The sequence below is a fragment of the Bradyrhizobium sp. G127 genome (genome assembly GCF_021502575.1).
Taxonomy (GTDB): domain Bacteria; phylum Pseudomonadota; class Alphaproteobacteria; order Rhizobiales; family Xanthobacteraceae; genus Afipia.
In genome coordinates this window covers 388,576-414,479 of the sequence record NZ_JAKFGN010000002.1, presented here as the reverse complement: position 1 = coordinate 414,479, position 25,904 = coordinate 388,576, and the positions used below count along the sequence as shown (strand labels likewise).

The following is a 25,904-nucleotide window of genomic DNA, read 5'->3' as shown; positions in this document are numbered from 1 at the left end:
AATCCCCTCCGCGCATCCTGCGCGTCAGTTCAATGATGTGAGCACGAGGTTTTCCGAAATCCGCCTCGTGATTTTCGGAGCCATGCGCTCAGTAAGCGTTCTCACCCTTGATCAGGGCGAATGGAGTCTTGAAGAGGATGTAAAGGTCGAACAGCACCGACCAGTTCTCGATGTAATACAGGTCGAACTCGACGCGCTTCTGGATCTTCTCTTCGCTGTCGACCTCGCCCCGCCAGCCGTTGATCTGCGCCCAGCCCGTAATTCCAGGCTTCACGCGATGGCGCGCGAAATATCCGTCGACGGCTTCGTCGAACAGCCGGCTTTGAAGCTTGCCCTGCACTGCATGGGGCCGCGGCCCGACCAGCGAAAGATTGCCCTTGAAGACCACATTGAACAGCTGCGGCAGTTCATCGAGACTGCTCTTGCGGATGAAGCGGCCAACGCGGGTGACGCGCTTGTCGCCTTTGGTGACCACCTTGGAGGCCAGCGGATCTGCTTGGTCGTGAAACAGCGAGCGGAATTTGTAGACGTCGATGCGCTCGTTGTTGAAGCCGTAGCGCTTTTGCAGGAACAGCACCGGGCCAGGACTGTCGAGTTTGATGGCAAGCGCGACGATCGCCATGACCGGGGAAAGCAGCACCAGAATGATTGCACCAACCACCCGGTCGAATGCCGCCTTCAGCACCATGTCCCAATCGGTGATCGGCTGCTCGAACACATCGAGCGTCGGAACCTTGCCGAGATAGGAGTAGGAGCGCGGCCGGAAGCGCAGCTTGTTTGTGTGGGCTGAGAGACGGATATCGACCGGCAGCACCCACAGTTTTTTCAGCATCTCCAGAATGCGTGTCTCCGCGGAGATCGGCAGCGCGAACAGCACGAGATCGATCCGGGTCCGGCGGGCAAACTCGACGATATCGTCGATCTTGCCGAGTTTGGGTTCGCCGGCGCATGTCTCCAGTGCACGGGAATCATTTCGGTCATCGAATACGCCGAGAATCTGAATGTCGGAATCGTCCTGGGCCTTGAGCGCGCGGATCAGGTTCTCTCCGTTCTCGTCGGAGCCGACGATAATCGTTCGGCGGTCGAGCCGGCCTTCGCGGGCCCAGCGGCGGACGAGGGCGCGCAGGATGAGCCGTTCCGCGAACAGCGCCGAGAGGCCGCCGAAGAAGAACGCCGACAGCCAGACGCGAGAGATGGTGCCGCCCAGTTTTGCGAAAAACGAGGCGCCGATGAACAACAGGAAGACGAAGGCCCATGACGACGCCAGCCGCGTCATCTGGCGAATCTGTCCGCGGAACACTTGAACGTCGTAGATTTCGGCGGCCTGAAAACTGATCACCGCGCAGGCGGCGACCGCGAGGACGGCGGCGGTGTACTGCCATGAGAAGCCGTCGATGGGCGTCACATACCAGAGATACAGAGCAAGGCCGACCACGCTCAGCAACAGGAAGTCGACGATGCGGACGATCCCGCTGATGACGACCGTCGAGTAGGCTTTTCTCACCTTCTCATTGGCGACCGCGAGCGCGGCAGGAGACAGCCGCTTGCGGCGTTCAGGCCGCGGTGCGCCATCGGCGTCGCCCATGGTCGCGGCTCCCGCCGTCGCGGCGTTCATCATGGTTCGGACGTCGATGGGTTCCAAGGTGCAAATTTCCGATCTGTGCCGTCATGTGGCGGTAAGCCACGCGGAACCAAGGGTTCCCGGCCTTATGCCTAGCCAACAAATCGGAAGAATTGGTTATCTCGATAAGGATAGGTTAACGCGCGTTGAATGCATCGCGATAGCCGTCCAAGACGCCTTCGACCATGGCCTTCTGGGAAAAGTGGATGAAGATCCGTTCGCGAAGGCTTTTGGCGCGCTCGCGAGCGGCACCGATGTCGCCGAGCGCTGTTTCGATCGCATCTGCAAGGGCACCGACGCTGCTCGCGACGAAAAGTCCGCTCGTATGCGGCCCGAGAATTTCAGGAATGCCACCGACGCTTGCGGCAATCATGGGAACACCTGCAGCGGCGGCCTCGATCACGACATAGGGCATGGAGTCGCCGCGCGATGGAACGACCAGCAGCTTGCCCTTCGAAAAACCATAACGCGCCCTGACGTGCCCGATGAAGCGGACTGCGTCCTCGATGTTCAGACGCTTAATGAGGGCTTTCAGCGCTGCCGTCTCTTCGCCGTCGCCGGCGAGCGTCAGGGTGACGGGTTTGCCGTCGGCCCGAAGCCGCGCCACCGCCTGGATCAGCAGGTCGGCGCCTTTGATCTCCCGGAATTCCCCGACATAGACCAGGTCGGTGGCATCTTCCGCGAGCGGCACTGGATCGAACTCCGACGCGGTCACGCCGTTGAAGACGCAGCGGACCAGACCGGCGGGTCTACCGACCACGCGCTCATAGGTGTCGCGCGCGAAAGCGCTTTCAAACAGGAACAACTCTGTTCGGTTCATGAGTGCGCGTTCGAGCCGCGCATAGAACGCGCCTTTGAGTGTATTCGGCGGATAGTGCAGGGAGCCGCCGTGCGGGGTGTAAACCCGGATCGTCTTTTTGGATTTTCCTTTCAGGCGGACGAAGGCGCCGGCCTTCGCGCCGTGACCGTGCAGAACATCCAGCTTGAGGGATCGCACGAGACGAAGAAAATGCAGCGATGCCACCGTATCGATCGGATGAGGCTCACGGCGGATCGCGAGGCGAAAGACGCCTAGTTTGAGTTTCGGGCCAAGCTCCTTCAGCGCGGTGTCCGCACGCTCCCCGCCGGTGAGGCTGTCGGCGAGAATACCGACCTCATGTCCGCGCTCGGCCTGTCCGGCGGCAAGGTCGAGAATATGACGGAATATTCCCCCCACAGGCGCGCGAACGGCGTGCAGGATGCGGAGCGGCGAATTGGACGTCTCGGGCATTGTCAGAACCAGCGTTCGGCGACAACGACCGTGTCCCCGGGTTTCAGGAGCGTGCCAGGCGGCACGACAGCCTGAGCGGTACCAGCTTCGCCCATGCGGGTTAATTTGATGCTGCTTCGCAGCGCGCGGGGCGTGAAACCGCCTGCGATGGCGACGGCGCTCTCGATCGTCATATTCGGCACGTAGGGGTATTGCCCGGGTGCGGCAACTTCTCCGAGAATAAAGAACGGGCGGTAGGTCTCCACCTCTGCTGCGACATAGGGTTCGCGCAGATAGCCGTTCTTCAGTCGCGATGTCACTGCGGCGGCCAATTGGGCCGGCGTCATGCCGCGCGCGCGCACCGCACCGATCAGCGGCATTGTGATCGAGCCACCGGCGTCGACGGTATAGGTGTTGGTAAGGCCTTCCTGGCCGTAGACCACAATCCGCAACCGGTCGCCCGCATCGAGCCGATATGGCTCGTCGTGGGCGGCATAAGCGTAGACGGGCGGGACAGGAGTTGTCGCAACCTCCATCGCGCGCACCGGCTGTACCTTGCCGTAAGCGATCGCATCGAGGCTGCCGTCGTCGACGGCGGCGACCGGCGCAGCCGTCCTCATGCAGCCCGAGACGATGAGCGCAAGAACAAGACAGGCGAGGCGCGCGCGGCTGCGCAGCATGAGAGAATCCGGGTAAGTATCGAAGCCGATTTAAGGACTTTCATGGTTAATAAAGTATGACGCAGGGCTTTTCCCAACTGGAAAACAGCCGGATCGGAACGTGGATTAACTCAGCGGCAACCTTAATAGACTGTAATCGCCCCCACAAAGTTCAGCAGTCGCCTGAGTTCAGTAGCGTCCGGGTGGGGAGTGTTCGATGCGTTTTTCGTTCTGGCGTGACTGGACGGACAAGATGCCGTTCCGGACAAAGGCGGATGCCGCAGTGGCCGCCCCGGCGCCCGCGTCCGTCACTCCGCGCAGACCCCTTCCAACCACAAGTCCTGAGTTCAGCGACGTGGACCTGCGCACGATTTGGCAGGCGATTGTCCGCAAGAGGATGTGGATCATCGTGCCGACTGCCTTTGCATTCGGTTTGTCGCTGCTCGCGGTCAATATGATCACGCCGCGCTACAAATCCGAGGCGCGCATTCTGATCGATGGCCGGGAAAATTTCTTCCTGCGCCCGACCGGCGAGCGCACCGAGGAGCGTGGCAGCCTCGACGCGGAAGCCGTCACCAGCCAGGTCCAGTTACTGCTGTCGCGCGATCTCGCCCGCGAGGTCATCAAGGAGAACAAGCTCGCCGAACTGCCCGAGTTCGACCCGGTGCTGCGCGGCGTCTCGCCGCTGCGGACGCTGCTGGCGCTTTTCGGCATCGGACGGGACCCATTCAAGATGACGCCCGAGGAGCGGGTGCTCGAGGCCTATTATGAGCGGCTGACGGCCTATGCCGTCGACAAGTCGCGGGTGATGGTGATCGAATTCCTGTCGCGCGATCCGGAACTGGCGGCGCGCGTTACCAATTCCATCGCCGACGGCTATCTGGTGCTTCAGCAGGCGGCGCGGCAGAATCAGGCGAAGTCGGCGTCACAGTGGCTGCTGGTCGAGATCGAGAGCCTGCGGAAGAAGGTCGCGGACGCCGAAGCACGCGTGGAAGAGTTTCGCTCGAAATCCAATCTCTTCGTCGGCACCAACAACACCACACTGTCGAACCAACAGCTTGGTGAGCTGAACACGCAACTCAACAATGCCCGTGCGCTGAAATCCGATGCGGAATCGAAAGCCCGTCTGATCCGCGAGATGCTTCAGAGTGGCAGGCCGATCGAAGCGTCGGAAGTCCTCAATTCCGAACTGGTGCGCCGCCTGTCCGAGCAGCGGGTGACACTGCGCGCGCAGCTTGCCGAGCAGTCATCTACATTGCTCGGGGGACATCCGCGCATCAAGGAATTGAAGGCGCAGATAGCGGATATCGATCGCCAGATCCGCGACGAGGCAAGCAAGATTTCCCGTTCGCTGGAGAACGATGCGCGAATCGCCAGCGCGCGGGCGGATGGGCTGAACGGCAGCCTCGACCAATTGAAACGTCAGGCGACATCGAACAACGGTCAGGACGTTCAACTCCGGGCCTTGGAGCGCGAAGCCAAGGCCCAGCGTGATCTGCTCGAATCCTATCTTGCCAAGTACCGCGAGGCGACCACGCGCGAGAACATTGATGCGGTCCCGGCCGATGGCAGGATCATCTCCCGAGCGATCGTCTCCAACACGCCCGCGTACCCGAAGAAACTTCCGACCGTGCTGATCGCGACCATGGCCATGCTGATGCTGACCGCGGGTTACATCGCCACCGGCGAGTTGTTGCGCATGACCGCACCGCGCCCGGTTTCCGGGGGCCTTATTCCGGTTGCTCCCGTGCACGACACGCATCCACAGATGCCGGCCGGCATCACGGAGATCGAGCGTCTGGCTGACATGCTGCGTCACGGCGGCGATTCGGCACGGAAGATCACGGTCATCGGGGCACATCAGGATGAAGGTGTGACGCTAACGGCTCTGACGCTCGCTCGCCTTCTCTCTCGGGGCTCCAAGGTTGTGCTGGTCGATCTGGCCATGGAATCGCCGACGCTTGCTGCGGTATCCTCCGATCCGTCTGCGCCGGGCCTGACCGAATTGATGCAAGGGGCGGCTTCGTTCGGCGAGATCATTACCAAGGATCGCCTGTCGGGGGTTCACATCGTCGGCGCAGGCCGGGACGCCGCTCAGCGCGAGCTGTTGCAGTTGCCGCGGATCAATCTTGCGATCGACGCGCTGTCACGGGCCTATGATCACGTTGTGCTGGATGCCGGCACGGCATCGGACCTGCCTGCGAGCGTCATTGCTGCGCAGTCGCACGCCGTGATCATTCCCGATCCGGCAATCACCGCCACTGCTCGCGAGGTGATGAAGGGCCAATTGCGGGCATCTGGATTTGCCGGCGTCACCATTCTGAGCGCGCCGCCGAAAGCGATGGACTTCGGTGTACCGGGAGACCGGTTTGTGGCGGCGTAAGTCCGCGCTACGGTATATTTCTAATCAGCGGGAGATGGCGTTGCGCAGCATCTGCGCCATCTGCATCAGCGCCGGATTTTGCTTCACGAGCCGTTTGGCGTGCGTGAGCGATGACATGCCGAGCGCCGCGAACTTTCCGCGGGCGGTCAGCGGAATAAAAGTATCCACCATCGGCTCGTCGTGCTTGCAGAACGTCAGCTTGTAAACGTCCGAGCCGACGCCGAAGTCGGCTGAACTGTAGCCGCGCTCGCCGAAGTGATCGATCATATAGCGCAGCAGAATAAGGCCGGGACTATAGCGGGCGTTGTCCGAGATCGTATAGGTATTGAACATGGTCGAGAAACGCTCACCGTCCGCGACGGCGGCAAAAATCGAAATCATCTCGCTGTCGCATTCGATGGCGTGAAGCTCGATCGCGCGCGCGCCGTTGGGAAGCGTTGCCAGGCAGGCGTCGCGAACAAATTTCTTGGTCGCCTCATCCGAAAACACATCGGGAAGTCTGGAGAGCGCCATGCGCTGCGGCTTGATGATGAAGAACGCGTCGAGAAGGCGGTTGATGTCGGCGTCGGTCTCGGCGACAAAATAGCGATAGCCGGGAAGGGACTGCAGTTTGCGTTCCTTGTTCCGCAATCGCCGCCGGGTGGACGCGCTGACGCGGTCTTCAGGCTTGCAACCCGGTGTCATGATCAGCAGTGGGCACTGATTGGTCGAGGGCTGCCCTGAGAGCTGAGCCAGCGGGTTCGCAATGTTCCGCCACCGCTGTGGCTGTTGCGTGAAAGCAAGTACGTCGGGACCGTTCGGCTGCCGGCGAATGGCCGCGATCAGGCCGTCGAGTTCGGTCCCCGTAATGGTTTCCGCGAACTCGCGTCGCCAGAGCGCCATGTTGAAGGTTGGATGCTTGCCGCCCATGAAGCGCGCAATTCTTGCGCCGTTCTCGCGGCCGACGGTCAGGGGAAGCAGCAGCAGCGGACGGTTGTCGGCGTCGGTGGCGATGACGATGAAAGGAGCGGCGCCGTCGTGCACGCCGATGGTCTGCTGCCAGGCATCGAGAAACTCGAAGCGCTGATAGGGCGTAAAAAGGAAATCGGGGCCCTCAAAGGCCTGCCAGCGATGTTCGGCTTCGACCATGTCACGAATAACATCGACACGCGCGATGCGGCTTGCATCGCCATGCGGTCGCGGATGCGCGTCTGCGTCGTGAAGCGTTGCAGCCATGGCCATTGGCGGACCTGTTTTCTCTGACATTTTAGGATTTATGGCTTGGGCCGACATTATTCAAAGAAATGTCAACAAAGAGTAATGAGAATGGCGTTCCGGCTGGCATTTATGTGTATCGGAAAGGGATTAAGTGCTGTTTCGAAAGGGCCTTCTCGCAGATATGGGGCTGGAATTCGCGTATTTCAGCGGCGTGGCGCGCATCATCGAGGCCAGAACCGGAGGCTCCGGTATCATCCTGAAGTTTGAGCATGTTCGTCCGCGGCGCAGCGAGCCGTTCCAGCCATTGCGTTCGCAGGACATAACCCCCGAATTTCTCGAGGACGCGATTGTTGCGCTAAAGCGGTGGAATTTCGATATTCTCTCTCTTGATGAAGTGGTCGAGCGGGCGCAGCAGGCATCGCTCGCGCGCCGTTTCGTCTGCCTGACGTTCGATGGCGGCCATCGCGATTTCATGACATTCGCCTATCCGGTGTTGTCGCGTCACCGGATACCGTTCGCGCTGTACGTTCCGACCGGCTTTGTCGACGGTATCGACCAGGCGTGGTGGCTGGCACTTGAGCAGGTCATCACGTGCAATCATCGGATCGGCCTCGTGATGAACCGCGTCGAGCGGCATTTCTTTGCCGCAAGTCTCGTGGAAAAGTACCAACTTTACGACATTCTGCATGCCTGGATGATGACATTGCCGCCGCCGGACCTGGCAACCGCGATCGGCGACCTGTGCGGGCGCTATGGCGTCGATCTCGCTGCGGTGTCGCGGGACATCGCGATGAGCTGGGAAGACCTGACGAAATTGGCGCGAGACCCGCATGCGACCATTGGAAGTGCAACTGTCAATTATCCGAACCTCGCGCATACCAAGGGGACTGCCGCGTTGCGCGAAATGATCATGGGCCGGACGGTGTTGGAGACCGCGCTCGGCGGCCCCTGTCCGCACTTCGCCTATCCGTTCGGCGGAGAAGGAAGCTTCGGTCCACGGGAGATGCTGTTGGCGCGAGAAGCCGGGTTTGTCGCGGCAGTTTCCACCAAACCCGGCGTCGTCAGGGCTGATGGCCAGTCGAACTTGATGGCGCTTCCGCGGATTTCATGGGACGGACGGCGATCGTTGCGCGCGCTGCGCGTGGTTCTTTCGGGAATGACGGCGCGCAGGGAGAAGCGCCGCGCGATCGAGCCAGCGATCAACTACGGTTGAGGATCCGGCCGGGACATCCACGCGATCAGCGGCATTGCAGGCAGTACCCAACCGAGGCCTGCGACGACATAAAAGATCGCCTGGGCGAGCTTTGACGCCGCCAGCCACGGCGTCTGGGCAATTGCCATTCCGGCAAGGGACCAGACGACGACGAGGCCGAGCAGGCCGAATGTTCCGATCAGTTTTCGCGTGCGGATATTCATAACAGAATTGTGCTGGTCGCTGCGGCAGCGCGCCTTGCGCGGAAAAGTGCGGGGACTATAAGGTCCGCGCGAATTCATTCAAGGCTGCAATTTCGGATCATGACCCACATCGCGACCGAGCGACCGGCAGGCGCCGCAGGCATGCGGAGCGTCCGCGCGTGGCTGATCGTCGTCGCGGCCCTCATTGTCTGCACCCTGATGGTCGGTGGCGCGACGCGGCTGACGGAATCCGGCCTTTCCATCGTCGAATGGAAGCCGGTTACCGGAACTCTGCCGCCATTGACGGATGCTGAATGGACGCGGCAGTTCGAAGCCTACAAGACCATTCCTCAATATCGCGAAATGAATCGCGGGATGAGCCTTTCCGAATTCAAGACCATCTTCTGGTGGGAGTGGGGACACCGCCTGCTCGGTCGTTTGATCGGCGCGGTGTTCTTGCTGCCGTTTCTCTGGTTCCTGTGGCGCGGGTTTCTGTCGCGGGAACTGAAGCGCCGGCTCTGGGTGATCTTTGTGCTCGGCGGCGCGCAGGGCGCAGTCGGATGGTGGATGGTCTCGTCCGGTCTGACAGAGCGTGTGTCCGTTTCTCAATACCGGCTTGCCATCCACTTCATGCTGGCGCTGGTGATTTTCGCGGCGATCGTCTGGACACTTCAGCGGCTTCAGCGCCAACCGCCTGCCATTGCGCCGCCGCGCGTGAAAATCACCGGCAGGATTCTGCTGGCTCTGGTGTTTCTGCAACTCTATTTCGGAGCACTCGTCGCCGGATTGCGGGCGGGCCGCGTGTTCAACACCTGGCCGCTGATCGATGGTTCGTTTATTCCGACCGCCGCGCGTCTGTTCTTTGAACAGCCGTGGTGGCGAAACTTTTTCGACAACATGCTGACGGTGCAGTTCACCCATCGCATGATCGCCTACACACTGGTGGTGGTGGCCGCTGCTCATGCCGTCGATGCCGTCCGCTCCCGCACCAGTCCGGCCGTCGTCACCGGCGCGGTCTGGATCGCGGCTGTGATGCTGGTGCAGGTCGCCATCGGCATCCTGACGCTGCTCAATCAGGTCCCGATCGATCTCGGTCTTGCCCATCAGGCCGTCGCGATCGTGGTGCTCACCCTGGCATTGTTTCAGGTCGAGCGGCTGGGCCGCACGTTGCCGGCAACGACGCCAGCCAAGCTGCGTCTTGTCGTCGACGAACGCCGCTAAATCGAAGTATTCTAAAGTAACCCGGAATGAAAGAAATGCCCGGTTAATGGGCGTTTCTTCAATTTCGTGCTCGGTCACGATTTGGTGCGGTCCGGGCGTACTTTAACTTCGATTTGCCGCGCGATAGAACGGTCACCCACGCCGATTATAGCAAGGTCATCCATGTCCAACGCATTCATCCAGGCCGCCGTTATCCTGTTGCGCGAAGGGCTGGAGGCCATGCTCGTTATTGCGGCGCTTGCGGGGTATCTGCGGAAGGTGGGAGGCGGCCACCGCGTGACGGCGCTGTACGCCGGCGCTCTGGCGGCGATCGGCGCCAGTATCATCGCCGCATGGCTCTTCGCCGTGCTCAATTCCGGCGAGCACAATGACATTTTCGAAGGCATTGTTATCCTCTTCGCGGCGGCGCTGATGCTCTATGTGAGTGGCTGGCTGATGGTGAAGCAGGATCCGCGCGGCTGGCAGGACTACCTGGCGACCAAGGCTGACGACGCGCTGGCGCAGGAGACGGCGTGGGCCGTCGGCGCGCTGGCGTTCTTCGCCGTGTTTCGTGAAGGCGCGGAAACCGTGCTCTTTATCAATGCGCTTGCTGTCACCGAGGGGGGCTGGAGCGCCGGGCTGTTCGCGGGTCTTGCCGTCGCGACCGCGGGTCTCGTGGTGCTGTTCTATTTCATCAACCTGATCGCGCGCAGAATTCCGCTGCGTCCGCTGTTCATCATCACATCGGCATTTCTGTTCGCGATGGGCATCAAGTTCATCGGCGAAGCGGTTCAGGAATTCCAGGAACAGAACATCGTGCCGTTCACCGAGTTGAAGGGCTTTGCGTGGCTGCAATCGCTCGGGCTCAATCCAAGCCTGGAGGCCTTGTCGGCTCAGCTTCTGGTGGTTCTGGTCGCTCTCGCGGCATTCTCGATTGTCCAGCGCAATGCCCGGCTGGCCCGTGAGAACAAGGCGAAAGCCGCCATGGAAACCGCAAAGACCTGAATTTTTCACAAAGCCATTTTGCTCTGTACCAATAAAAAACGCGGCGCCATGCCCGGCGCCGCGTTTGGTTTTTGATGTTGGAAGGCGGGCTACGCTTTCAGGGCCTGATCGAGATCGGCGATCAGGTCTTCCTTGTCTTCGAGACCGACCGAGAGCCGCACCACGTCCACGCCTGCGCCCGCCTGCGCCTTTTGCTCGTCGCTCAACTGGCTGTGGGTGGTCGACGCGGGATGGATGATCAGCGATCGGGTGTCGCCGACATTGGCCAGATGTGAGAACAGCTTGACGTTCGACACAAGGCTGACGCCGGCGTCGTATCCGCCTTTGAGGCCGAAGGTGAAGACCGCGCCGGCTCCCTTCGGTGAATATTTGCGGGCGAGATTGTGATAGCGGTCACCGGGCAATCCGGCATAGCTCACCCATGCAACGGCAGGATGATTGGAGAGCCACTCGGCGACGGCCTTGGCGTTGTCGGAGTGACGCTGCACGCGCAGCGGGAGCGTCTCGATACCCGTCAGGATCAGGAAGGCGTTGAACGGCGAGAGGGCTGGGCCGAGGTCGCGCAGTCCGATCACGCGTGCCGCAATGGCGAAAGCGAAGTTGCCGAACGTCTCCTGCAGCCTGATGCCGTGATATTCCGGCCGCGGTTCGCTCAGAACGGGGTAGCGCCCGCTCTTCGACCAGTCGAAGGTACCGGCATCTACAATGATGCCGCCGATCGAGTTGCCATGTCCGCCGAGAAACTTGGTCAGCGAATGAAGCACGATATCGGCGCCGTGATCGATCGGCTTGATCAGATAGGGTGACGCGAGCGTGTTGTCGACGATCAGCGGCACGCCTGCTTTGCGCGCAATGGCCGCAATGGCTTCGATATCGGTCACCGTGCCGCCCGGATTGGCGATGGATTCGATGAAGATCGCCTTGGTCTTCGGCGTGACAGCTTTTTCGAAGGTCGAGATGTCATCGGTGTCCGCCCAGACGACGTTCCAGCCGAAATTCTTGAACGAGTGATTGAACTGATTGATCGAGCCGCCGTACAGCCGCCGCGCCGCGATGAATTCATCGCCGGGCTGGAGCAGGGCGTGAAATGTCACCAGTTGCGCAGCATGTCCCGACGCAACGGCCAGCGCGGCAGTACCGCCTTCCAGCGCCGCGACCCGTTCTTCGAGCACGGCATTCGTGGGATTGCCGATACGGGTGTAGATGTTGCCGAACGCCTGCAGCCCGAACAGCGAGGCGGCGTGGTCGGCGTCATTGAAGACAAACGAGGTGGTCTGATAAATCGGCGTCGCGCGCGCGCCCGTGGTCGGATCCGGTTGCGCGCCGGCATGAATGGAGAGCGTGGAGAAGCCGGGCAGTCTGTCCGTCATGAGATGTCCCTTTGAGAGCCGCGAACGGGCGTGAGAAGGATATGCTGCGGGCAGGTATAGCCTTCGTCAAGCTATCAGCAAGCATTGACGTTAACAGGCAACAGTCCTGTCGTTATTTTCTTTGCGCGCGGACAATCGTTCTGCAGCGGGCAGGGTTTAAGGTACGTCGTTCTTGTCTTTGGCGGCGCGGTCGGCGGCCGTCGTTGCGCCGCCAACGACGCTGCTGCGATTCAGAGACAGTCGCATATTGCTGGTCGGAATGGGCGCGCGTTTGGAACTCAGCGTGCGCGAATTGACGCCCAGCCACTGAATTTCGGATGTCAGCCGCGCGTATTCGATCTTCGGGCAGCGATTCATCACGACCTTGAGGCCGGCGCTCTCCGCCTTTGCGGCCGCTTCGTCGTTCCGCACGCCGAGCTGCATCCAGATCACCTTCGGCGACACCGGCAGCGCGAGCGCGTCATCTACGACCGCCGCGGCGGCATCTGAATTGCGGAAAATATCGACCATGTCGACGGGACGTCCGATGTCCTTGAGCGAAGCGACGAACGGTTTGCCGACCAGACTTTTACCGACCTGGCCCGGATTGATCGGGATCATGTCGTAGCCGCGCTCGACGAGATATTTGAATGCGAAATAGCTCGGTCGCACATTGACCGGCGATGCGCCGACCATGGCGATCGACTTCACGCTGGTCAGGATCCCGCGGATATAGCTGTCGTCGTAGACGTCGTGGTTCACTTTGCGGCCATCAAATTCTTGTCGTCTTTGCGAGCGGAGCGAAGCAATCCAGCGTGAGAAAAGCAAGTCTGGATTGATTCGTCGCTTCACTTCTCGCAATGACGAATCGCAGGATTTACCGGTCTTCCCACTTGGGCGCGCGTTTTTCGATGAAGGCGCCGATGCCTTCCTGCGCGTCGCGCGCCATCATGTTCTCGGTCATCACCTGTGCCGCATAAGTATAGGCGTCCGCAAGATTCATCTCGGCCTGCCGGTAGAAGGCTTCCTTGCCCACCTTCAGCGTATAGGCGGATTTCAGCGCGATGGCCTTCGCAAGTTCGATCGCGGTATCGCGTTCTGTTCCGGCGGGGACCACGCTGTTGACGAGACCGAGTTCACGGGCGCGCTCGGCGGAAATATGGTCGCCGGTGAGCAGCATATGCAGGGCATGCTTGCGCGGTACGTTACGCGAGAGCGCCACCATCGGCGTCGAGCAGAACAGGCCGATATCGATCCCCGGGGTGCCAAAGGTCGCTTTCTCGGATGCGACCGCGAGATCGCAGGTCGCGACCAGCTGGCATCCGGCGGCGGTCGCGACGCCTTGCACGGATGCGACGACCGGTTTTGGCAAATGCACGATGGCCTGCATCATGTCGCTGCACGACTTCATTATGTGAGCGAAATAGGCGCGGCCCTTGTCCGCGTCGGTGCGGCGGGCGGTCAGTTCCTTCAGATTGTGGCCGGACGAATAGGCTGGACCGTTCGCGGCAATAACGACCGCGCGAACGTGCTTGTCGTCACGAATGGAATTCAGTTCGTCATGCAACGCCACGATCATCGCTTCCGATAGCGCGTTGCGCGTTGATGGTGAATCGAGCGTCAGCACGGCAATGCTGCCAATGGTTTCACGCAGCAGCGGCGAGGGCGCCTGTGGAGCGGCGGAGCGGGATGTTTGCGGCATGTTTTGGCTCAGATTCGAGGTTCGCTTTTCGGTTCTGTCAGGCTCGCCATCGTGCTCACCCTAAGATACAAAACCGTCACATACGAGAGCAGGGCAGGACATACGTTCCATGAACAAAGCGAAAATGACCGTGGCAGAAGTCGAAGCGTTTCTCCACAAGGAGTTTCCGCAGGCGTTCGCCAATGGCGATGTTCTGATCGAGAGCGCGGATGGTGCGACCTGTTTGCTGCGGCAGCCCTACAGCGAGCGCATGCTTCGCCCCGGTGGAACGGTCTCGGGACCGACGCTCATGGCGCTGGCGGATTTTGCCATGTACGTCGTGCTGCTTTCGGCCATCGGTCCTGTCGGACTGGCCATGACCACGAGCCTGAACATCAATTTCCTGCGCAAGGGCCAGCCCGGCCAGGACGTGCTGGCGGCGGCCAAGCTGATGAAACTTGGCAAGCGTCTCGCCGTTGGCGAAATAAGCCTGTTATCAGGGACTTCGCCGGATCCGATTGCTCACGTCACAGCGACTTACTCCATTCCGAATGTTCAGTGATTTTGCAGGTATTATCGCACCATATTTGTAAACAATTGTTATTGCTGCGCTATTTTAACATGCAAGGCATTGACGCGCAGCACTCGGTTATCTAGAACCGCGCCAGTTTGGCGATTGCGCCGAACGTGCCATTTCACGGACAACTCACATGAAGACGTTTTCGGCAAAGCCAGCCGAGGTCAACAAGAAGTGGGTGCTGATCGACGCCAAGGGTCTGGTGGTCGGTCGCCTCGCAACCTTGGTCGCCATGCGTTTGCGCGGCAAGCACCTCCCGACTTACACCCCCCACGTCGATTGCGGTGACAACGTCATCATCATCAACGCGGCTCATGTCGTTCTCACCGGACGCAAGCGTGAGAACAAGGTCTATTACAATCACACCGGTTTCATCGGCGGCATCAAGGAACGCACGGCGAAGTCGATCCTCGAGGGTCGTTTCCCGGAGCGCGTCGTCGAGAAAGCGATCGAGCGCATGATTCCGCGCGGTCCGCTGGGCCGCGTTCAGATGGGCAATCTGCGCGTCTATGCGGGCACCGAGCATCCGCACGAAGCACAGCAGCCGGAAGTCGTGGACATCGCGTCGATGAATCGCAAGAACATGAGGGCCGCGTAATGTCCGATACCATGCAGTCTCTCGACCAGTTGTCGGCGCTGAAGACGGCCGCTCCTGAGGGTCCGAAGTACGTCAAGAAGGTCGACAAGCAGGGCCGCGCCTATGCTACCGGCAAGCGCAAGGACGCGGTCGCGCGCGTCTGGATCAAGCCGGGCTCCGGCAAGGTCACCGTCAACACCCGTGAAGTCGAAGTCTACTTCGCGCGTCCCGTGCTGCGCATGATGATCCAGCAGCCGATCGTCGCGGCCGCCCGTCAGGGCCAGTACGACGTCGTCTGCACGGTCGCCGGCGGCGGTCTGTCGGGTCAGGCCGGCGCGGTGCGTCACGGCATCTCGAAGGCGCTGACGAATTTCGAACCGGATCTGCGCGGCGTCCTCAAGAAGGGCGGCTTTCTTACGCGCGACTCGCGTGTCGTCGAGCGCAAGAAGTACGGCAAGGCGAAAGCCCGCCGCTCGTTCCAGTTCTCGAAGCGCTAATCGTTTCGTTCAAATTGTCCGCAATTGCGGACTGCACAAAGTTACAAAGAGCGCCCTTGGGGGCGCTCTTTTTTGTTCCAGATACAACCGAATTACCGCGATTTTTCTAGAAAACTTTGTGACCGCCGCAAACGGAGTGCCAAGACACCGCTGCTAAATATGAAGGCGGTTGAGGGAGCTATTCAGGTTCCGTCTCGTTTTTGTAAGCGCTGCATAGAAAATGCCGGCTGGTACACATCTCTCCCTCGATATTTCCACGCTTTATCTCGCGGCGACGCTGGCGGCTGCGCTGCTCGGCGCCATGCTGCTGTTTTTGTGGCATCAGGAAAAGATCGAGGCGCTTGGCTGGTGGGGTGCTGCCTACGTTCTGGGCGCAGCGTCGGTGGCGTTGTGGTCGGTTGGCGGGTCCGATCTGGGCTGGGAACTGTCGCTTGCGGTTAACGCCGTGGGCTTCATCGCCTGTGGTCTGGTCTGGGATGCTGCACGTGTCTTCCACGGCCGCCCAGCCAACTGGATCGGCGTGATCGCGGGCCCCGCTCTCTGGGTCGCGGCGGTGGTCTGGCTCGATCCGATCGATCCTGAACTGCGGATGCTGCTCGGAGCGGGGATCGTCGCCTTCTATGCTGCTCTGACCGCGGGCGAGCTGTGGCGCGAGCGGCGCAAGAGTCTGCGCGCGCGCTGGCCCGCCATCGCCGTACCGGTCATGCACGGTGGCGTGCTGATGCTGCCGATCATTTTGGGCGATATGTTCCGCTCCAGCGATGCGGCAAGCATGGGGCCGGTTTGGATCGCGGCATTCGGAGCCGAGTTGCTTCTTTACGCCGTTGGAACTGTTTTCATCATCGTCATGCTGATGTCCGAGCGGACGGTCAGCGCGCACAAGACGGCTGCATCGGTCGATCCGCTCACGGGCTTGCTCAACCGGCGGGGCTTTAGCGAAGCGACCGCGCGCATGATCGACCGTGAAGCCAAGGCAGGGCGCCCCATCACCGTGATGATCTTCGACATCGACCACTTCAAGTCGGTCAACGACCGCTTCGGCCATGCCGCGGGCGACGACGTCCTGAAGGTTTTTTCCGACGTCGTCGTCAACAATCTGCGCATCAGCGATCTAGTCGGCCGGGTTGGCGGCGAAGAGTTCGCGGCGCTGCTGCCCTGCACCGTGGAGGAAGCGCTGGTCGCCGCCGAGCGCGTGCGCGAAGCGTTCGAGGCGTCCGGCATCAAGGTCGATGAAGCGCCCCTGGAAACCACGGTCAGCATCGGCATCGCAGGCGGCCCGGCGCAAACCGAGCTCGAAGTGCTGATGGCTTCGGCCGATACCGCGCTCTATCAGGCCAAGCGCGGCGGCCGCAACCGTGTGGAAGTCGCGGCTGAGCAGCCATTGTCGCTTCAGAGCGGCCGCCGCGGCCTGACGAAGAACGCCGCTGCGCCGAAGGCAGAGGCCGATATCGGCCGGGCAGAGCCGGTGATGGATTTTCGCATCTGAACGCCGGCGCGCCGCTTTTCATCGGGACATCACCGGCTTCTAACCATCTGTTTACCATACCCGCTCTACGATGCGGTCATGATCACCGCACGCAGCCACGATACAAATCCCGATCTCATCGCTCTTGAGGCCACGGTCGATTCCGCGCGCGCGGGATTTGCCTGCATGTTCTCGACATCCGACGAGTACGAACACGCCCTGATCGCCGCACGCCGCGCCGAAGGCCGCTACGGTTCATCCTTCGATTGGCAGCCGGTGCTGCTCGGCGGCTGCGCGGTTGTCCTCTTGGGGATGCTGCTCGCGCTCATCTGAGCGCAGAACGAAAACGGTCCGGACGACGGGACGCCTTGCTGCGTCCTTTTGCTTTTCTGGCCGGTCAATCTGCGCTACAGCCCTCACATAATCAAAAAGGGGCGGAAGACCATGATTACCGAGATTGCACAGATCGAGATCAAGCCGGGCAGCGAAAAGGATTTCGAGGCCGCGATTGCCATGGCGCAGCCGATCTTCAAGCGCTGCAAGGGCTGGAAGAGCTTCGAGCTGCATCGCTCGATCGAAAAGCCGTCGCGCTACCGGCTGCACATCACATGGGAAACGCTGGAAAATCACATGGTCGATTTCCGCGAATCCGCCGATTTCACCGAATGGCGCGGGCTGGTCGGCCCGCATTTCGCCTCACCGCCGGAAGTCGAGCACACCAACACGGTGATCAAGTTCTGAGATCGCGGGACTGAAGAAAAAAGGCGCCCGATGCGGCGCCTTTTGCGTTCATGTCACACCGTCTTGCATGTCAGGCCATCCTGAATTCGGGATCGCGGATCTCTTTATCCTCGCGCAGATAGGTCATGATCACCTTCACAATGGCCATCAGCGGCAGTGCCAGCGCCAGCCCCCACAGCCCGAACACGACGCCGAGCAGGATCTGGAACGCGAACAGCGTCGCCGGCGGAATGTCGAGCGCCTGGCGCTGGATGATCGGCGTCAGAATGTAGCTTTCCAGCGCATGCACGCCCAGGAACAGCAGGAAGGCGCTGAACGCCGCGACCCATCCCGACGCGAGGCTCGCCAGCACGATGATCAGCCCGCCCATCAGCGCGCCGACCGTCGGAATGAAGGCGAGCAGGCCGGCCTGGATTCCGAGAATGAACGAACTGTCGATACCGATGATCGAGAGGCCGATCCATGTCACGAGAAACACGGCGGCCATGGTGATCATCTGCGCGATCAGCCAGCGCTCCAGCGTATCGCTGATTCGGTCGACCACGACGGTGACGCTGTGGCGATGCCGCGCGGGGGCCAGCGCCAGCAGGCCCTTGCGATAGACGCTTGGCTGTGCCGCGAACGACAGCCCGAGGAACAGCACGATGAAGAAGTTGCCGACCACGCTGACGGTGCCCAGCAGCAGCTTCAGCGTTTGCGTGACGATGGCGCCGCCGCCGGAGGCCAGCGCACCCGCGCTCGGGAGATTTTTCGGCAATCCCGCCGGAGCGGTTTCGGGGCCCGTCGTGGACCCGGGCGTGGCGGTGGAGGGACTGCCGAGTTCGAGATAGCTCGTATCGACGCCGTGCTGTTCGAGGAACGCCTTGACGGTGACGATCTGCGACTTGAGCGTGTTGCTCAGCACCGTCGCCTGGTGTGCGATGGTCGAGCCGCCGAGGAAGACCACGCCCGACAGCAGCCCGGCCAGCACCACGCAGACAATCGCAAGGCGCAAGGCATGGGGTCCGCCCATGACCTTTTGCAGCAGATGCGTCATGGCGGTGAGGGCGACGCCGAGCAGCGCGCCGGCGAACACCAGGAACAGCGTGGCCGCATAGTACCAGGCGAACAGCACGAAGACGGCGAATGTGACGATGCCGATGCCGCCCACCGCGATCGACCATGCGAGGTCGCCACGGGTCTGAACTCTGGTCTCGATGGGGGCTGTCACGTCTGTCCTCCGAACTGGGTTGCGCCACTCTTTCCTGAAAGCCGGCGGCGGATCAAGCGAAGATAGCGTCGGACGGCGTATCGAGCACTCAGCCCACACGACTTACAGTTCGTCATGGCCGGGTTTGACCCGGCCATCCACGTCTTCCTTTCAACATAGCAAGCGAGGCGTGGATCACCGGGTCAAGCCCGGTGATGACGATTGTGGATGGCGCGACAGCGCGTGTTATCTCGAACTCCAGATTCAATTGTCATACGGCCACGCATAATTACCCCTGCGCGACGTCGCGCGGGTTGTGCTTTCAGTCTTGCCCCTTCAAAGCGAGGGGCATGGAGCGCCGCGAGGCGCACCTTGTCTTGTTTCGCTGCCGGCATCCGCTTGCGAGGCGAATGGTTCTCCGGAAGCGCGTCGCCTCACGGCGCTCCATTGCGGCGATTTTGGGCGAGAGGACCGTACTTCCGGGACAGGACGAGCGCGGCGCGTCTCTGATCCAGCGGGATTTCCCCGCCTTCATCCTGTCCTCGTCCAGCCGCTGACGGCAGAGCCACGTAGTTGGCCCGGACGGTGACCCCAGCCTCCCGAACACAACGGGTGCGAACCGTGCGTGCAGGCGCCGCATCCTGCTCCGCCTCAAGACGCCTCTAGAAAGCGCCCCTCACGAACAGGACGCTTCGAACTTAAGAGCGGTTTGAAGGGCGGGGATTCGTATCCCCATCACAAAATGTTTCGGCTCGCCGTCATTCCGGGCCTGCGCCAAGAGGCGCATCCCGGAATGACGGGCGGAAAATCATTCTGAAGCGCCGCGAAATCCGGAATGGCCGCCTGCCAAAACCCGCTTCGCTCCATCCGGGCCACGTCTGTTTTCGATGTTTTCCGAAACCACAAACTCGACCGGATGCGGGGTCATCTCAAACCCCGCGACCCCGGCGGCACCGTTGAAGGCTCTCTCACTTTGCTGTAAAATATTATCCGCGTGGCAAGCAGCAGGAATGCTTTCCGCTGCATGGTTGCCAACGGAGGAAGATGCAATGCGCAATCTTCGTTTTCCGCGGCTTACCGGTCTGTTGCTGGCGCTCACGGCCGGCGCCGCGATGCAGGCCAATTCCCAGACAGCGCCGCCAAATCTGCCGACAAAGGAACAGCTCGCCAACGACAACGGTCTCTTCCTCTCGCTCGCCCGAAAGTTTTTCAAGTGGGAAGAGCCGGCCGAGCCGGTCCGCATCGTCGGACCGGTTTATTTCGTCGGCACCAAGGGGCTTGGCGTATTCCTCATCACGACGCCGGAGGGCCACATCCTCATGAACACAGGCATGCCGTCCTCCGGTCCGATGATCGCGGAGTCGATCCGCAAGCTCGGATTCAAGCCTGAAGACATCAAGCTGATGATTAACGGCCACGCGCATATCGACCACGCCGGCGCATTTGCCTACATGAAGCAGCAGTTCGGCGCGCCGATTGCCGTCATGAAGGACGATGTGGCCGCAATGGAGAGCGGCGACAGCAACGATTTCAAATACGCCAACGACTTCGTTTATCCGGCGGTCAAGGTCGACCGCATTCTGCGCGACGGCGATCAGATCAAGATGGGCGACGTCATGCTCACGGCGTATCACACGCCCGGCCATACGCGCGGCGCGACGACGTGGGTGATGAACCTTGTGGTCGACGGTAAAGCCTATCTCGTGGTGTTTCCCGACGGCAGTGGATTCAATCCGGGCTATCGCATCGCCAAGAATCCCTCCTATCCGGGTATTGAGCATGACTATCGCCGCACGCATCACACGCTGGAAATGCTCAAGCCCGACATCTGGCTCGCTCAGCACAACGAGTATTACGATTTTGAAGGTAAGGCGAAGCGGGCTGCGACCGAGGGTATGACAGCGTGGATCGATCCGGAGGGCTATCGGCGTTTCATTTCGGGCAAGAAGCGCGCCTTCGAGGACGAGGTCGACGACGAACTGGGTGTGCCGAAAGACACCGGCAAATAACGGAGGCGGCTATGCAGTGTTTGAACCGCATCGCGCTGGGCATCGCTTCGCTTGCGCTCACTTCGGCGGCGTTCGCGCAGGATGCCAAGCCGACTCCCGTCACCGTGCAGAATTTCACGCGTGCGGAATCCGATCTCTACATGGGGCGGACGGCAAAGGACGGCGGGCTCGGAAAGTTCGTGCATAACCGCACGCCGACCGAGATCGACAATCAGAAAGTCATCCGCATGAACCGCGACACGCTCTATTCATCGGCGGTGTTCGATCTCGATGCCGGCCCGGTCACGATCACGCTGCCCGCCACGGGCAAGCGGTTCATGTCTTTGCAGGTCATCAACGAGGATCACTACACGCCGATGGTTGTGTACGCGCCCGCCACCGTGAAGTTGACTAAAGCAAATGTAGGCACGCGTTACGTCATGACGCCGGTGCGCACGCTGGTCGATCCCGCCGATCCGAACGATCTCAAGGCAGTTCATGCCGCGCAGGACGCCATCAAGGTCACCCAGGCAAGTATTGGCACGTTCGACGCGCCGAACTGGGATCAGGCGGCGCAGAACAAGATTCGCGACGCGTTGCTGGTGCTGGCGTCGATGAATGAAGGCTTTGGAAATTCGTTCGGTGTGAAAGGGCAGGTCGATCCGATCCGGCATCTCATTTCCACAGCGGCCGGCTGGGGCGGCAATCCGGACAAGGACGCGCGCTATTCGAGCTTCACGCCTGTGAAGAACGACGGCACGACGATCTACCGTCTCAAGGTGCCCGGCAACGTGCCTGTGGACGCATTCTGGTCAATCAGCGTTTACAACGCGGCGGGGTTCTTCGAGAAAAATCCCTACAACGCCTATTCGCTCAACAATCTGACGGCCAAGAAAAGCCCGGACGGCTCGGTCGATGTGCAGTTCGGTGGTTGCGATGGGAAAATCCCGAATTGCCTGCCAGCGTCGAAAGGCTGGAATTACACCGTGCGCATGTACCGCCCGCGCAAGGACATTCTCGACGGAAGCTGGAAGTTTCCGGAAGCGAAGCCGGTGACATAGGCCGGGGCGGTTCGGAGCCGGCGAAACAAAAAAGGCGCCCCGTTTGGAGCGCCTTTTGTCTTTTGCAAAAACAGTCGCGGTGAAGCGAGTGCTTACTGGGAGTAGTACATCTCGAACTCGACCGGATGCGGGGTCATTTCGAACCGCGCGACTTCGGTCATCTTCAGTTCGATGAAGCTGTCGATGAAGTCGTCGTCGAAGACGCCGCCGGCCTTCAGGAACGCGCGGTCCTTGTCGAGATTTTCCAGCGCCTCGCGCAAGCTGCCGCACACCGTCGGGATCTGCTTCAGCTCTTCCTTCGGCAGGTCGTAGAGGTCCTTGTCCATCGCCGGACCCGGATCGATCTTGTTCTTGATGCCGTCGAGGCCGGCCATCAGCATCGCGGCGAAGGCGAGGTAGGGATTCGCCATCGGATCGGGGAAGCGCACCTCGACGCGCTTGGCCTTCGGCGAAGCGGTGTAGGGGATGCGGCAGGAGGCCGAACGGTTGCGCGCCGAGTAGGCGAGCAGCACCGGCGCTTCGTAGCCCGGGACCAGACGCTTGTAGGAGTTGGTCGACGGGTTGGTGAAGGCGTTGATGGCCTTGGCGTGCTTGATGATGCCGCCGATGTAGTGGAGGCAGGTCTCGGAGAGGTCGGCGTACTTGTTGCCGGCGAACACCGGCTTGCCGTCCTTCCAGATCGACTGGTGCACGTGCATGCCCGAGCCGTTGTCGCCGTAGACCGGCTTCGGCATGAAGGTGGCGGTCTTGCCGTAGATGTGCGCGACCTGATGGATGCAGTACTTGTAGATCTGCATCTGGTCGGCCATGTGGGTCAGCGTGTCGAACTTCATGCCGAGTTCGTGCTGGGCGGAAGCGACTTCGTGGTGATGCTTCTCGACCTTGACGCCCATCCTGGCCATCGAGCCGAGCATTTCCGAGCGCATGTCCTGCACCGAGTCCTGCGGCGGAACGGGGAAGTAGCCGCCCTTGGTGCGGATGCGGTGGCCGAGGTTGCCGCCTTCATACTCGGTGTCCGAGTTGGTCGGCAGTTCGGAGGAGTCGAGCTTGAAGCCGGTGTTGTACGGCGTGGTCTGGAAACGCACGTCGTCGAACACGAAGAACTCGGCTTCGGGGCCGACGAACACGGTGTCGCCGATGCCGAGCGCCTTGACCTGGGCTTCGGCCTTCTTGGCGATGCCGCGCGGATCGCGGTTGTAGGGCTCGCCCGTGGACGGCTCGAGAATGTCGCAGGTGATGACCATGGTGGTCTCGGCGAAGAACGGGTCGATCGTCGCCGTGGTCGGATCGGGCATCAGCGTCATGTCGGATTCATTGATCGCCTTCCAGCCGGCGATCGAGGAGCCGTCGAACATCGTGCCTTCGGCGAAGATGTCTTCGTCGATCATCGAGATGTCGAAGGTGACGTGCTGCCACTTGCCGCGCGGATCGGTGAAACGCAGGTCGACGTATTTTACGTCGTTGTCCTTGATCGACTTTAGGACGTCTTTGGCGGTCTTCATGAATACCCCTTATGGCTGCTTGGTGTCGTTTTGGTCGTTCGTGGTGGGCTAGAGTCGTGGATGGTTCGTGGTCGTCGTGGTGGCGTCATTCGCGCGCCGGTCAAATCCGGCGATGCGGGCTGCCGCGAGGAAGGCGAGGCGGGCAGTCCTGATGGACAGGGTTAGATGGCGTCGAGGCCGGATTCGCCCGTTCTGATGCGGATGGCCTCCTCGATGTTGGACACAAATATCTTTCCGTCGCCGATGCGGCCGGTCTGTGCCGCACGCCTTATCGCGTCGATGGCTTTTTCGACAAGATCGTCGCCAATCACAATCTCAATTTTGACCTTCGGCAGGAAGTCCACGATGTATTCAGCGCCGCGATAAAGCTCGGCATGGCCTTTCTGCCGCCCGAAGCCCTTGGCCTCGGTGACGGTGATGCCCTGAATCCCGACTTCCTGAAGGGCCTCCTTCACTTCGTCGAGCTTGAAGGGCTTGATGATGGCCTCGATCTTTTTCACTGAGCGTCTCCCGGGCACTTCCAAATTGCTGCACGTCTATTTCCACATCGCGCGATGTCGCGCACCTCGTTTCACACCCGAGCGTGTCCGGTGTAAAATAGGCTTCGTCGTCGGAGCGCTTCTCCCTGAGGAGTTGCGCGCGTGATGTCCGCAAGCCGATAGGCGCTTTCGCAGATACGCGATTGCCGACCCTCCGGCTCACCGCCTCCCGTTGCCGGAATGCGGTGGCTTTATCGGCCGGCAAAGCCTAACGAACCTGTATCCAGCGCCCTAAAAGCAGGGTCCGTGCCAAATTCTTAACGCCTCTAATACTTTAGGTATATCAGATTGTTACTGCTGAAAACCGCCTGCTTCTTCAGCGCCTCGGCGATGGGGGTAGGCTATAAAATAGGCAATTGCCCATAAAGAAGGCGATTGATTCCGGGGTTTGATCCCGCAATTGCCTCAGGATGAGGCGAACCGAACAGGCAAGCAGCATGGAAGTTCTTACAGTCCCTGAAATGACGCGGGCTGATCAAATTGCGATCAGGGACGGCACGCCGGGATTTGCGCTGATGCGGGAGGCCGGCAGGGCCGTTGCCGATGTTGCCGAGGCGATGGCCGAACGGGGATCGATCCTGGTGGTTGCGGGCCGCGGCAACAATGGCGGCGACGGCTTCGTGGCGGCCACCGAACTCGCGGCGCGCGGGCGGGATGTCTCGGTCATGCTGCTGTGCGACCGCGCCACGCTGAAAGGCGATGCCGCGCTGGCCGCCGCCGCATGGAAAGGCCCGGTGCTGCCGTGCGATCCGTCGGTCCTCGGCAGGCCCAGCCTGATCATCGATGCGCTGTTCGGCGCCGGTCTCGACCGCCCGCTGAAAGGCGACCCCCACACCATCGTCGAGGCGATAAACGCCAGCGGCGTTCCTATTCTCGCCGTGGATCTGCCGAGCGGCGTCAGTGGCGATAGCGGCGAGGTGATGGGCATCGCGGTCGAGGCTTCGGCGACGGTCACGTTCTTCCGCCGCAAGCCCGGTCACTTGCTGCTGCCGGGCCGCGTTTACTGCGGCGAGGTCGAGGTCGCGGACATCGGCATCGAGCCGGAGGTGCTCGACGAGATCGCGCCGCAGACATTCGAGAACGTGCCGGACCTCTGGGCTGATATCTTTCCGTCGCCGCAGATCGACGGCCACAAATATGCACGCGGGCATGCGGTGGTGGTCTCCGGCGACATGACGTCGACCGGAGCCGCGCGGCTGTCGGCGCGGGCGGCGCTGCGCGCGGGCGCAGGGCTGGTGACGGTGGCGTCGCCGCGCGATGCGCTGGCGGTCAACGCGGCGGCGCTGACGGCGGTGATGGTGCGCGAGACGGAGAGCGCGCAGCAATTCGCTGACCTGCTGGCGGACAAGCGCCTCAATGCCTGCGTGATTGGGCCGGGCGCCGGTGTCAGTGATCGCACGCGCAGCTTTGTCCTGACGGTGTTGTTAGCGGGCCGTAGCCTCGTGCTCGATGCCGACGCGCTGACGAGTTTCGCCGAAAGTCCCGAGGCGCTTTTTGCCGGGATCAAAAAGCTGACCGATCCACAGGTTGTCCTCACCCCTCATACAGGCGAATTCGCGCGGCTGTTCAAAACTCTCACGGCGGGGGCGGCTCATTCAAAACTCGAACAGGCGCGGCTGGCCGCGCACACCTCGGGCGCGGTGGTCTTGCTCAAAGGCGCGGACACCGTGATCGCGTCACCGGACGGACGCGCGGCGATCACGGCCAACGCGCCGCCGTGGCTGGCGACGGCGGGATCGGGCGACGTGCTGGCCGGCATCATCGGCGGGATGCTTGCCCAAGGGGTGCCGGCATTCGAGGCGGCGAGCATGGCGGCATGGCTGCACGGCGAGGCGGCGCACGAGTTCGGTCCCGGCCTGATCGCGGAAGATCTTCCCGAGGCGCTGCCTGCGGTGCTGCGCAATCTCTACGACGAACTGGGGATCGCGTACTGAAGCCCGCCTGAAACGCTTTCAGAATTGCGTGCGATTGAGTCTTCGAAAGCGGTCGCGTTTTCGCTAAGCGGTTGTGCCGCAAGAAACGACGGGGA

At 61.3% G+C, this 25,904-nt stretch carries 25 protein-coding genes; 13 read left to right on the top strand and 12 right to left on the bottom strand.

From position 1 onward, the window contains the following. Positions 1-88: 88 nt before the first annotated feature. From LVY71_RS13865 to LVY71_RS13855, 3 genes are all read right to left on the bottom strand, one after another. Positions 89-1,642 carry an undecaprenyl-phosphate glucose phosphotransferase gene (locus tag LVY71_RS13865; protein ID WP_235100458.1) on the bottom strand — a complete coding sequence of 518 codons (1,554 nt, stop codon included), beginning with the start codon at positions 1,640-1,642 and terminating at the stop codon, positions 89-91. A 115-nt stretch (positions 1,643-1,757) separates the two neighbouring features. Then, entirely contained in the window at positions 1,758-2,891 is a 1,134-nt protein-coding gene (locus tag LVY71_RS13860) for a glycosyltransferase family 4 protein (protein WP_235100457.1), read from the bottom strand. Positions 2,892-2,893: 2 nt separating this feature from the next. Further along, positions 2,894-3,550, bottom strand: a complete 657-nt coding sequence (locus LVY71_RS13855; RefSeq protein WP_235100456.1) for a polysaccharide biosynthesis/export family protein — start codon at positions 3,548-3,550, stop codon at positions 2,894-2,896. A gap of 196 nt (positions 3,551-3,746) precedes the next feature. Between LVY71_RS13855 and LVY71_RS13850 the strand changes: the two genes are divergently transcribed. Continuing rightward, positions 3,747-5,912 carry a GumC family protein gene (locus tag LVY71_RS13850; protein ID WP_235100455.1) on the top strand — a complete coding sequence of 722 codons (2,166 nt, stop codon included), beginning with the start codon at positions 3,747-3,749 and terminating at the stop codon, positions 5,910-5,912. Between the two features lie 24 nt (positions 5,913-5,936). On the opposite strand, the gene LVY71_RS13845 is transcribed toward LVY71_RS13850, so the two are convergent. Then, positions 5,937-7,133, bottom strand: coding sequence for a GNAT family N-acetyltransferase (locus LVY71_RS13845; RefSeq protein WP_235100454.1), 1,197 nt, complete (start codon positions 7,131-7,133; stop codon positions 5,937-5,939). Positions 7,134-7,260: 127 nt separating this feature from the next. Between LVY71_RS13845 and LVY71_RS13840 the strand changes: the two genes are divergently transcribed. After that, on the top strand, positions 7,261-8,322 hold the full coding sequence (locus tag LVY71_RS13840) for a polysaccharide deacetylase family protein (RefSeq protein ID WP_235100453.1): 1,062 nt from the start codon (positions 7,261-7,263) through the stop codon (positions 8,320-8,322). Here the strand turns inward: LVY71_RS13840 and LVY71_RS13835 are convergent. Then, positions 8,313-8,525, bottom strand: a complete 213-nt coding sequence (locus LVY71_RS13835; protein ID WP_235100452.1) for a DUF2842 domain-containing protein — start codon at positions 8,523-8,525, stop codon at positions 8,313-8,315. The genes LVY71_RS13840 and LVY71_RS13835 overlap by 10 nt on opposite strands. Before the next feature lie 99 nt (positions 8,526-8,624). Here LVY71_RS13835 and LVY71_RS13830 point away from each other — a divergent pair, with 99 nt between their 5' ends. Together LVY71_RS13830 and LVY71_RS13825 are read left to right on the top strand one after the other, a co-directional pair. After that, the gene (locus LVY71_RS13830; RefSeq protein WP_235100451.1) at positions 8,625-9,725 is read left to right on the top strand and encodes a COX15/CtaA family protein; all 1,101 of its coding nucleotides are present in this window, start codon (positions 8,625-8,627) and stop codon (positions 9,723-9,725) included. A gap of 162 nt (positions 9,726-9,887) precedes the next feature. Further along, positions 9,888-10,709, top strand: coding sequence for an FTR1 family iron permease (locus tag LVY71_RS13825; protein ID WP_235100450.1), 822 nt, complete (start codon positions 9,888-9,890; stop codon positions 10,707-10,709). A gap of 89 nt (positions 10,710-10,798) precedes the next feature. On the opposite strand, the gene LVY71_RS13820 is transcribed toward LVY71_RS13825, so the two are convergent. The 3 genes from LVY71_RS13820 to LVY71_RS13810 form a co-directional block, all read right to left on the bottom strand. Next, on the bottom strand, positions 10,799-12,079 hold the full coding sequence (locus LVY71_RS13820; protein WP_235100449.1) for an O-acetylhomoserine aminocarboxypropyltransferase: 1,281 nt from the start codon (positions 12,077-12,079) through the stop codon (positions 10,799-10,801). Positions 12,080-12,235: 156 nt separating this feature from the next. After that, positions 12,236-12,820 (bottom strand): CoA-binding protein, encoded by a 585-nt coding sequence (locus LVY71_RS13815; RefSeq protein WP_235100448.1) that lies wholly within the window; start codon positions 12,818-12,820, stop codon positions 12,236-12,238. A 115-nt stretch (positions 12,821-12,935) separates the two neighbouring features. After that, positions 12,936-13,760 carry an enoyl-CoA hydratase gene (locus tag LVY71_RS13810; RefSeq protein ID WP_235100447.1) on the bottom strand — a complete coding sequence of 275 codons (825 nt, stop codon included), beginning with the start codon at positions 13,758-13,760 and terminating at the stop codon, positions 12,936-12,938. A gap of 109 nt (positions 13,761-13,869) precedes the next feature. On the opposite strand from LVY71_RS13810, the gene LVY71_RS13805 reads away from it, so the two are divergent. The 6 genes from LVY71_RS13805 to LVY71_RS13780 all read left to right on the top strand — a co-directional run bounded on the left by LVY71_RS13805 (position 13,870) and on the right by LVY71_RS13780 (position 17,596). Further along, positions 13,870-14,301, top strand: a complete 432-nt coding sequence (locus LVY71_RS13805) for a PaaI family thioesterase (RefSeq protein ID WP_235100446.1) — start codon at positions 13,870-13,872, stop codon at positions 14,299-14,301. A gap of 148 nt (positions 14,302-14,449) precedes the next feature. Continuing rightward, positions 14,450-14,914 (top strand): 50S ribosomal protein L13, encoded by a 465-nt coding sequence (gene rplM / locus LVY71_RS13800; RefSeq protein WP_235100445.1) that lies wholly within the window; start codon positions 14,450-14,452, stop codon positions 14,912-14,914. Beyond that, positions 14,914-15,390 carry a 30S ribosomal protein S9 gene (gene rpsI, locus LVY71_RS13795; protein ID WP_235100444.1) on the top strand — a complete coding sequence of 159 codons (477 nt, stop codon included), beginning with the start codon at positions 14,914-14,916 and terminating at the stop codon, positions 15,388-15,390. Before rplM ends, rpsI begins: the two co-directional genes overlap by 1 nt. A 220-nt stretch (positions 15,391-15,610) precedes the next feature. After that, positions 15,611-16,876, top strand: a complete 1,266-nt coding sequence (locus LVY71_RS13790; protein WP_235100443.1) for a GGDEF domain-containing protein — start codon at positions 15,611-15,613, stop codon at positions 16,874-16,876. 78 nt (positions 16,877-16,954) lie between these two features. Then, a complete protein-coding gene (locus LVY71_RS13785; RefSeq protein WP_235100442.1) occupies positions 16,955-17,188 on the top strand; it encodes a hypothetical protein in 234 nt (77 codons plus the stop codon). A 111-nt stretch (positions 17,189-17,299) separates the two neighbouring features. After that, a complete protein-coding gene (locus LVY71_RS13780) occupies positions 17,300-17,596 on the top strand; it encodes an antibiotic biosynthesis monooxygenase family protein (RefSeq protein WP_235100441.1) in 297 nt (98 codons plus the stop codon). A gap of 70 nt (positions 17,597-17,666) precedes the next feature. Here LVY71_RS13780 and LVY71_RS13775 read toward each other — a convergent pair whose 3' ends face one another. Both LVY71_RS13775 and LVY71_RS13770 read right to left on the bottom strand, forming a co-directional pair. Beyond that, positions 17,667-18,806: an AI-2E family transporter gene (locus LVY71_RS13775; protein ID WP_235100440.1), complete on the bottom strand. Its 1,140-nt coding sequence runs from the start codon at positions 18,804-18,806 to the stop codon at positions 17,667-17,669. 787 nt (positions 18,807-19,593) lie between these two features. Continuing rightward, positions 19,594-19,842: a hypothetical protein gene (locus LVY71_RS13770; RefSeq protein ID WP_235100439.1), complete on the bottom strand. Its 249-nt coding sequence runs from the start codon at positions 19,840-19,842 to the stop codon at positions 19,594-19,596. On the opposite strand from LVY71_RS13770, the gene bla reads away from it, so the two are divergent. Both bla and LVY71_RS13760 read left to right on the top strand, forming a co-directional pair. Next, complete coding sequence (gene bla / locus LVY71_RS13765) at positions 19,835-20,794, top strand: subclass B3 metallo-beta-lactamase (RefSeq protein ID WP_235100438.1); 960 nt, start codon at positions 19,835-19,837, stop codon at positions 20,792-20,794. The two genes, LVY71_RS13770 and bla, sit on opposite strands and share 8 nt — an antisense overlap. A gap of 11 nt (positions 20,795-20,805) precedes the next feature. After that, on the top strand, positions 20,806-21,834 hold the full coding sequence (locus LVY71_RS13760) for a DUF1254 domain-containing protein (protein ID WP_235100437.1): 1,029 nt from the start codon (positions 20,806-20,808) through the stop codon (positions 21,832-21,834). Positions 21,835-21,926: 92 nt separating this feature from the next. On the opposite strand, the gene glnA is transcribed toward LVY71_RS13760, so the two are convergent. Beyond that, a complete protein-coding gene (glnA, locus tag LVY71_RS13755) occupies positions 21,927-23,336 on the bottom strand; it encodes a type I glutamate--ammonia ligase (protein WP_235100436.1) in 1,410 nt (469 codons plus the stop codon). A gap of 161 nt (positions 23,337-23,497) precedes the next feature. Next, complete coding sequence (locus tag LVY71_RS13750; protein WP_002712006.1) at positions 23,498-23,836, bottom strand: P-II family nitrogen regulator; 339 nt, start codon at positions 23,834-23,836, stop codon at positions 23,498-23,500. Between the two features lie 476 nt (positions 23,837-24,312). Between LVY71_RS13750 and LVY71_RS13745 the strand changes: the two genes are divergently transcribed. Next, positions 24,313-25,809: an NAD(P)H-hydrate dehydratase gene (locus LVY71_RS13745; RefSeq protein WP_235100435.1), complete on the top strand. Its 1,497-nt coding sequence runs from the start codon at positions 24,313-24,315 to the stop codon at positions 25,807-25,809. Positions 25,810-25,904: the final 95 nt, after the last annotated feature.

What these genes read in the sequence shown, in the direction of transcription:
- LVY71_RS13830 (WP_235100451.1), top strand. Translation starts at nt 8,625, where the DNA reads ATGACCCACATCGCGACCGAGCGACCGGCAGGCGCCGCAGGCATGCGG.
- LVY71_RS13850 (WP_235100455.1), top strand. Translation starts at nt 3,747, where the DNA reads ATGCGTTTTTCGTTCTGGCGTGACTGGACGGACAAGATGCCGTTCCGG.
- LVY71_RS13845 (WP_235100454.1), bottom strand. Translation starts at nt 7,133, where the DNA reads ATGGCCATGGCTGCAACGCTTCACGACGCAGACGCGCATCCGCGACCG.
- LVY71_RS13805 (WP_235100446.1), top strand. Translation starts at nt 13,870, where the DNA reads ATGAACAAAGCGAAAATGACCGTGGCAGAAGTCGAAGCGTTTCTCCAC.
- LVY71_RS13745 (WP_235100435.1), top strand. Translation starts at nt 24,313, where the DNA reads ATGGAAGTTCTTACAGTCCCTGAAATGACGCGGGCTGATCAAATTGCG.
- LVY71_RS13835 (WP_235100452.1), bottom strand. Translation starts at nt 8,525, where the DNA reads ATGAATATCCGCACGCGAAAACTGATCGGAACATTCGGCCTGCTCGGC.
- LVY71_RS13790 (WP_235100443.1), top strand. Translation starts at nt 15,611, where the DNA reads ATGCCGGCTGGTACACATCTCTCCCTCGATATTTCCACGCTTTATCTC.
- LVY71_RS13825 (WP_235100450.1), top strand. Translation starts at nt 9,888, where the DNA reads ATGTCCAACGCATTCATCCAGGCCGCCGTTATCCTGTTGCGCGAAGGG.
- LVY71_RS13855 (WP_235100456.1), bottom strand. Translation starts at nt 3,550, where the DNA reads ATGCTGCGCAGCCGCGCGCGCCTCGCCTGTCTTGTTCTTGCGCTCATC.
- LVY71_RS13760 (WP_235100437.1), top strand. Translation starts at nt 20,806, where the DNA reads ATGCAGTGTTTGAACCGCATCGCGCTGGGCATCGCTTCGCTTGCGCTC.
- bla (WP_235100438.1), top strand. Translation starts at nt 19,835, where the DNA reads ATGCGCAATCTTCGTTTTCCGCGGCTTACCGGTCTGTTGCTGGCGCTC.
- rpsI (WP_235100444.1), top strand. Translation starts at nt 14,914, where the DNA reads ATGTCCGATACCATGCAGTCTCTCGACCAGTTGTCGGCGCTGAAGACG.
- rplM (WP_235100445.1), top strand. Translation starts at nt 14,450, where the DNA reads ATGAAGACGTTTTCGGCAAAGCCAGCCGAGGTCAACAAGAAGTGGGTG.
- LVY71_RS13785 (WP_235100442.1), top strand. Translation starts at nt 16,955, where the DNA reads ATGATCACCGCACGCAGCCACGATACAAATCCCGATCTCATCGCTCTT.
- LVY71_RS13860 (WP_235100457.1), bottom strand. Translation starts at nt 2,891, where the DNA reads ATGCCCGAGACGTCCAATTCGCCGCTCCGCATCCTGCACGCCGTTCGC.
- LVY71_RS13780 (WP_235100441.1), top strand. Translation starts at nt 17,300, where the DNA reads ATGATTACCGAGATTGCACAGATCGAGATCAAGCCGGGCAGCGAAAAG.
- LVY71_RS13820 (WP_235100449.1), bottom strand. Translation starts at nt 12,079, where the DNA reads ATGACGGACAGACTGCCCGGCTTCTCCACGCTCTCCATTCATGCCGGC.
- LVY71_RS13810 (WP_235100447.1), bottom strand. Translation starts at nt 13,760, where the DNA reads ATGCCGCAAACATCCCGCTCCGCCGCTCCACAGGCGCCCTCGCCGCTG.
- glnA (WP_235100436.1), bottom strand. Translation starts at nt 23,336, where the DNA reads ATGAAGACCGCCAAAGACGTCCTAAAGTCGATCAAGGACAACGACGTA.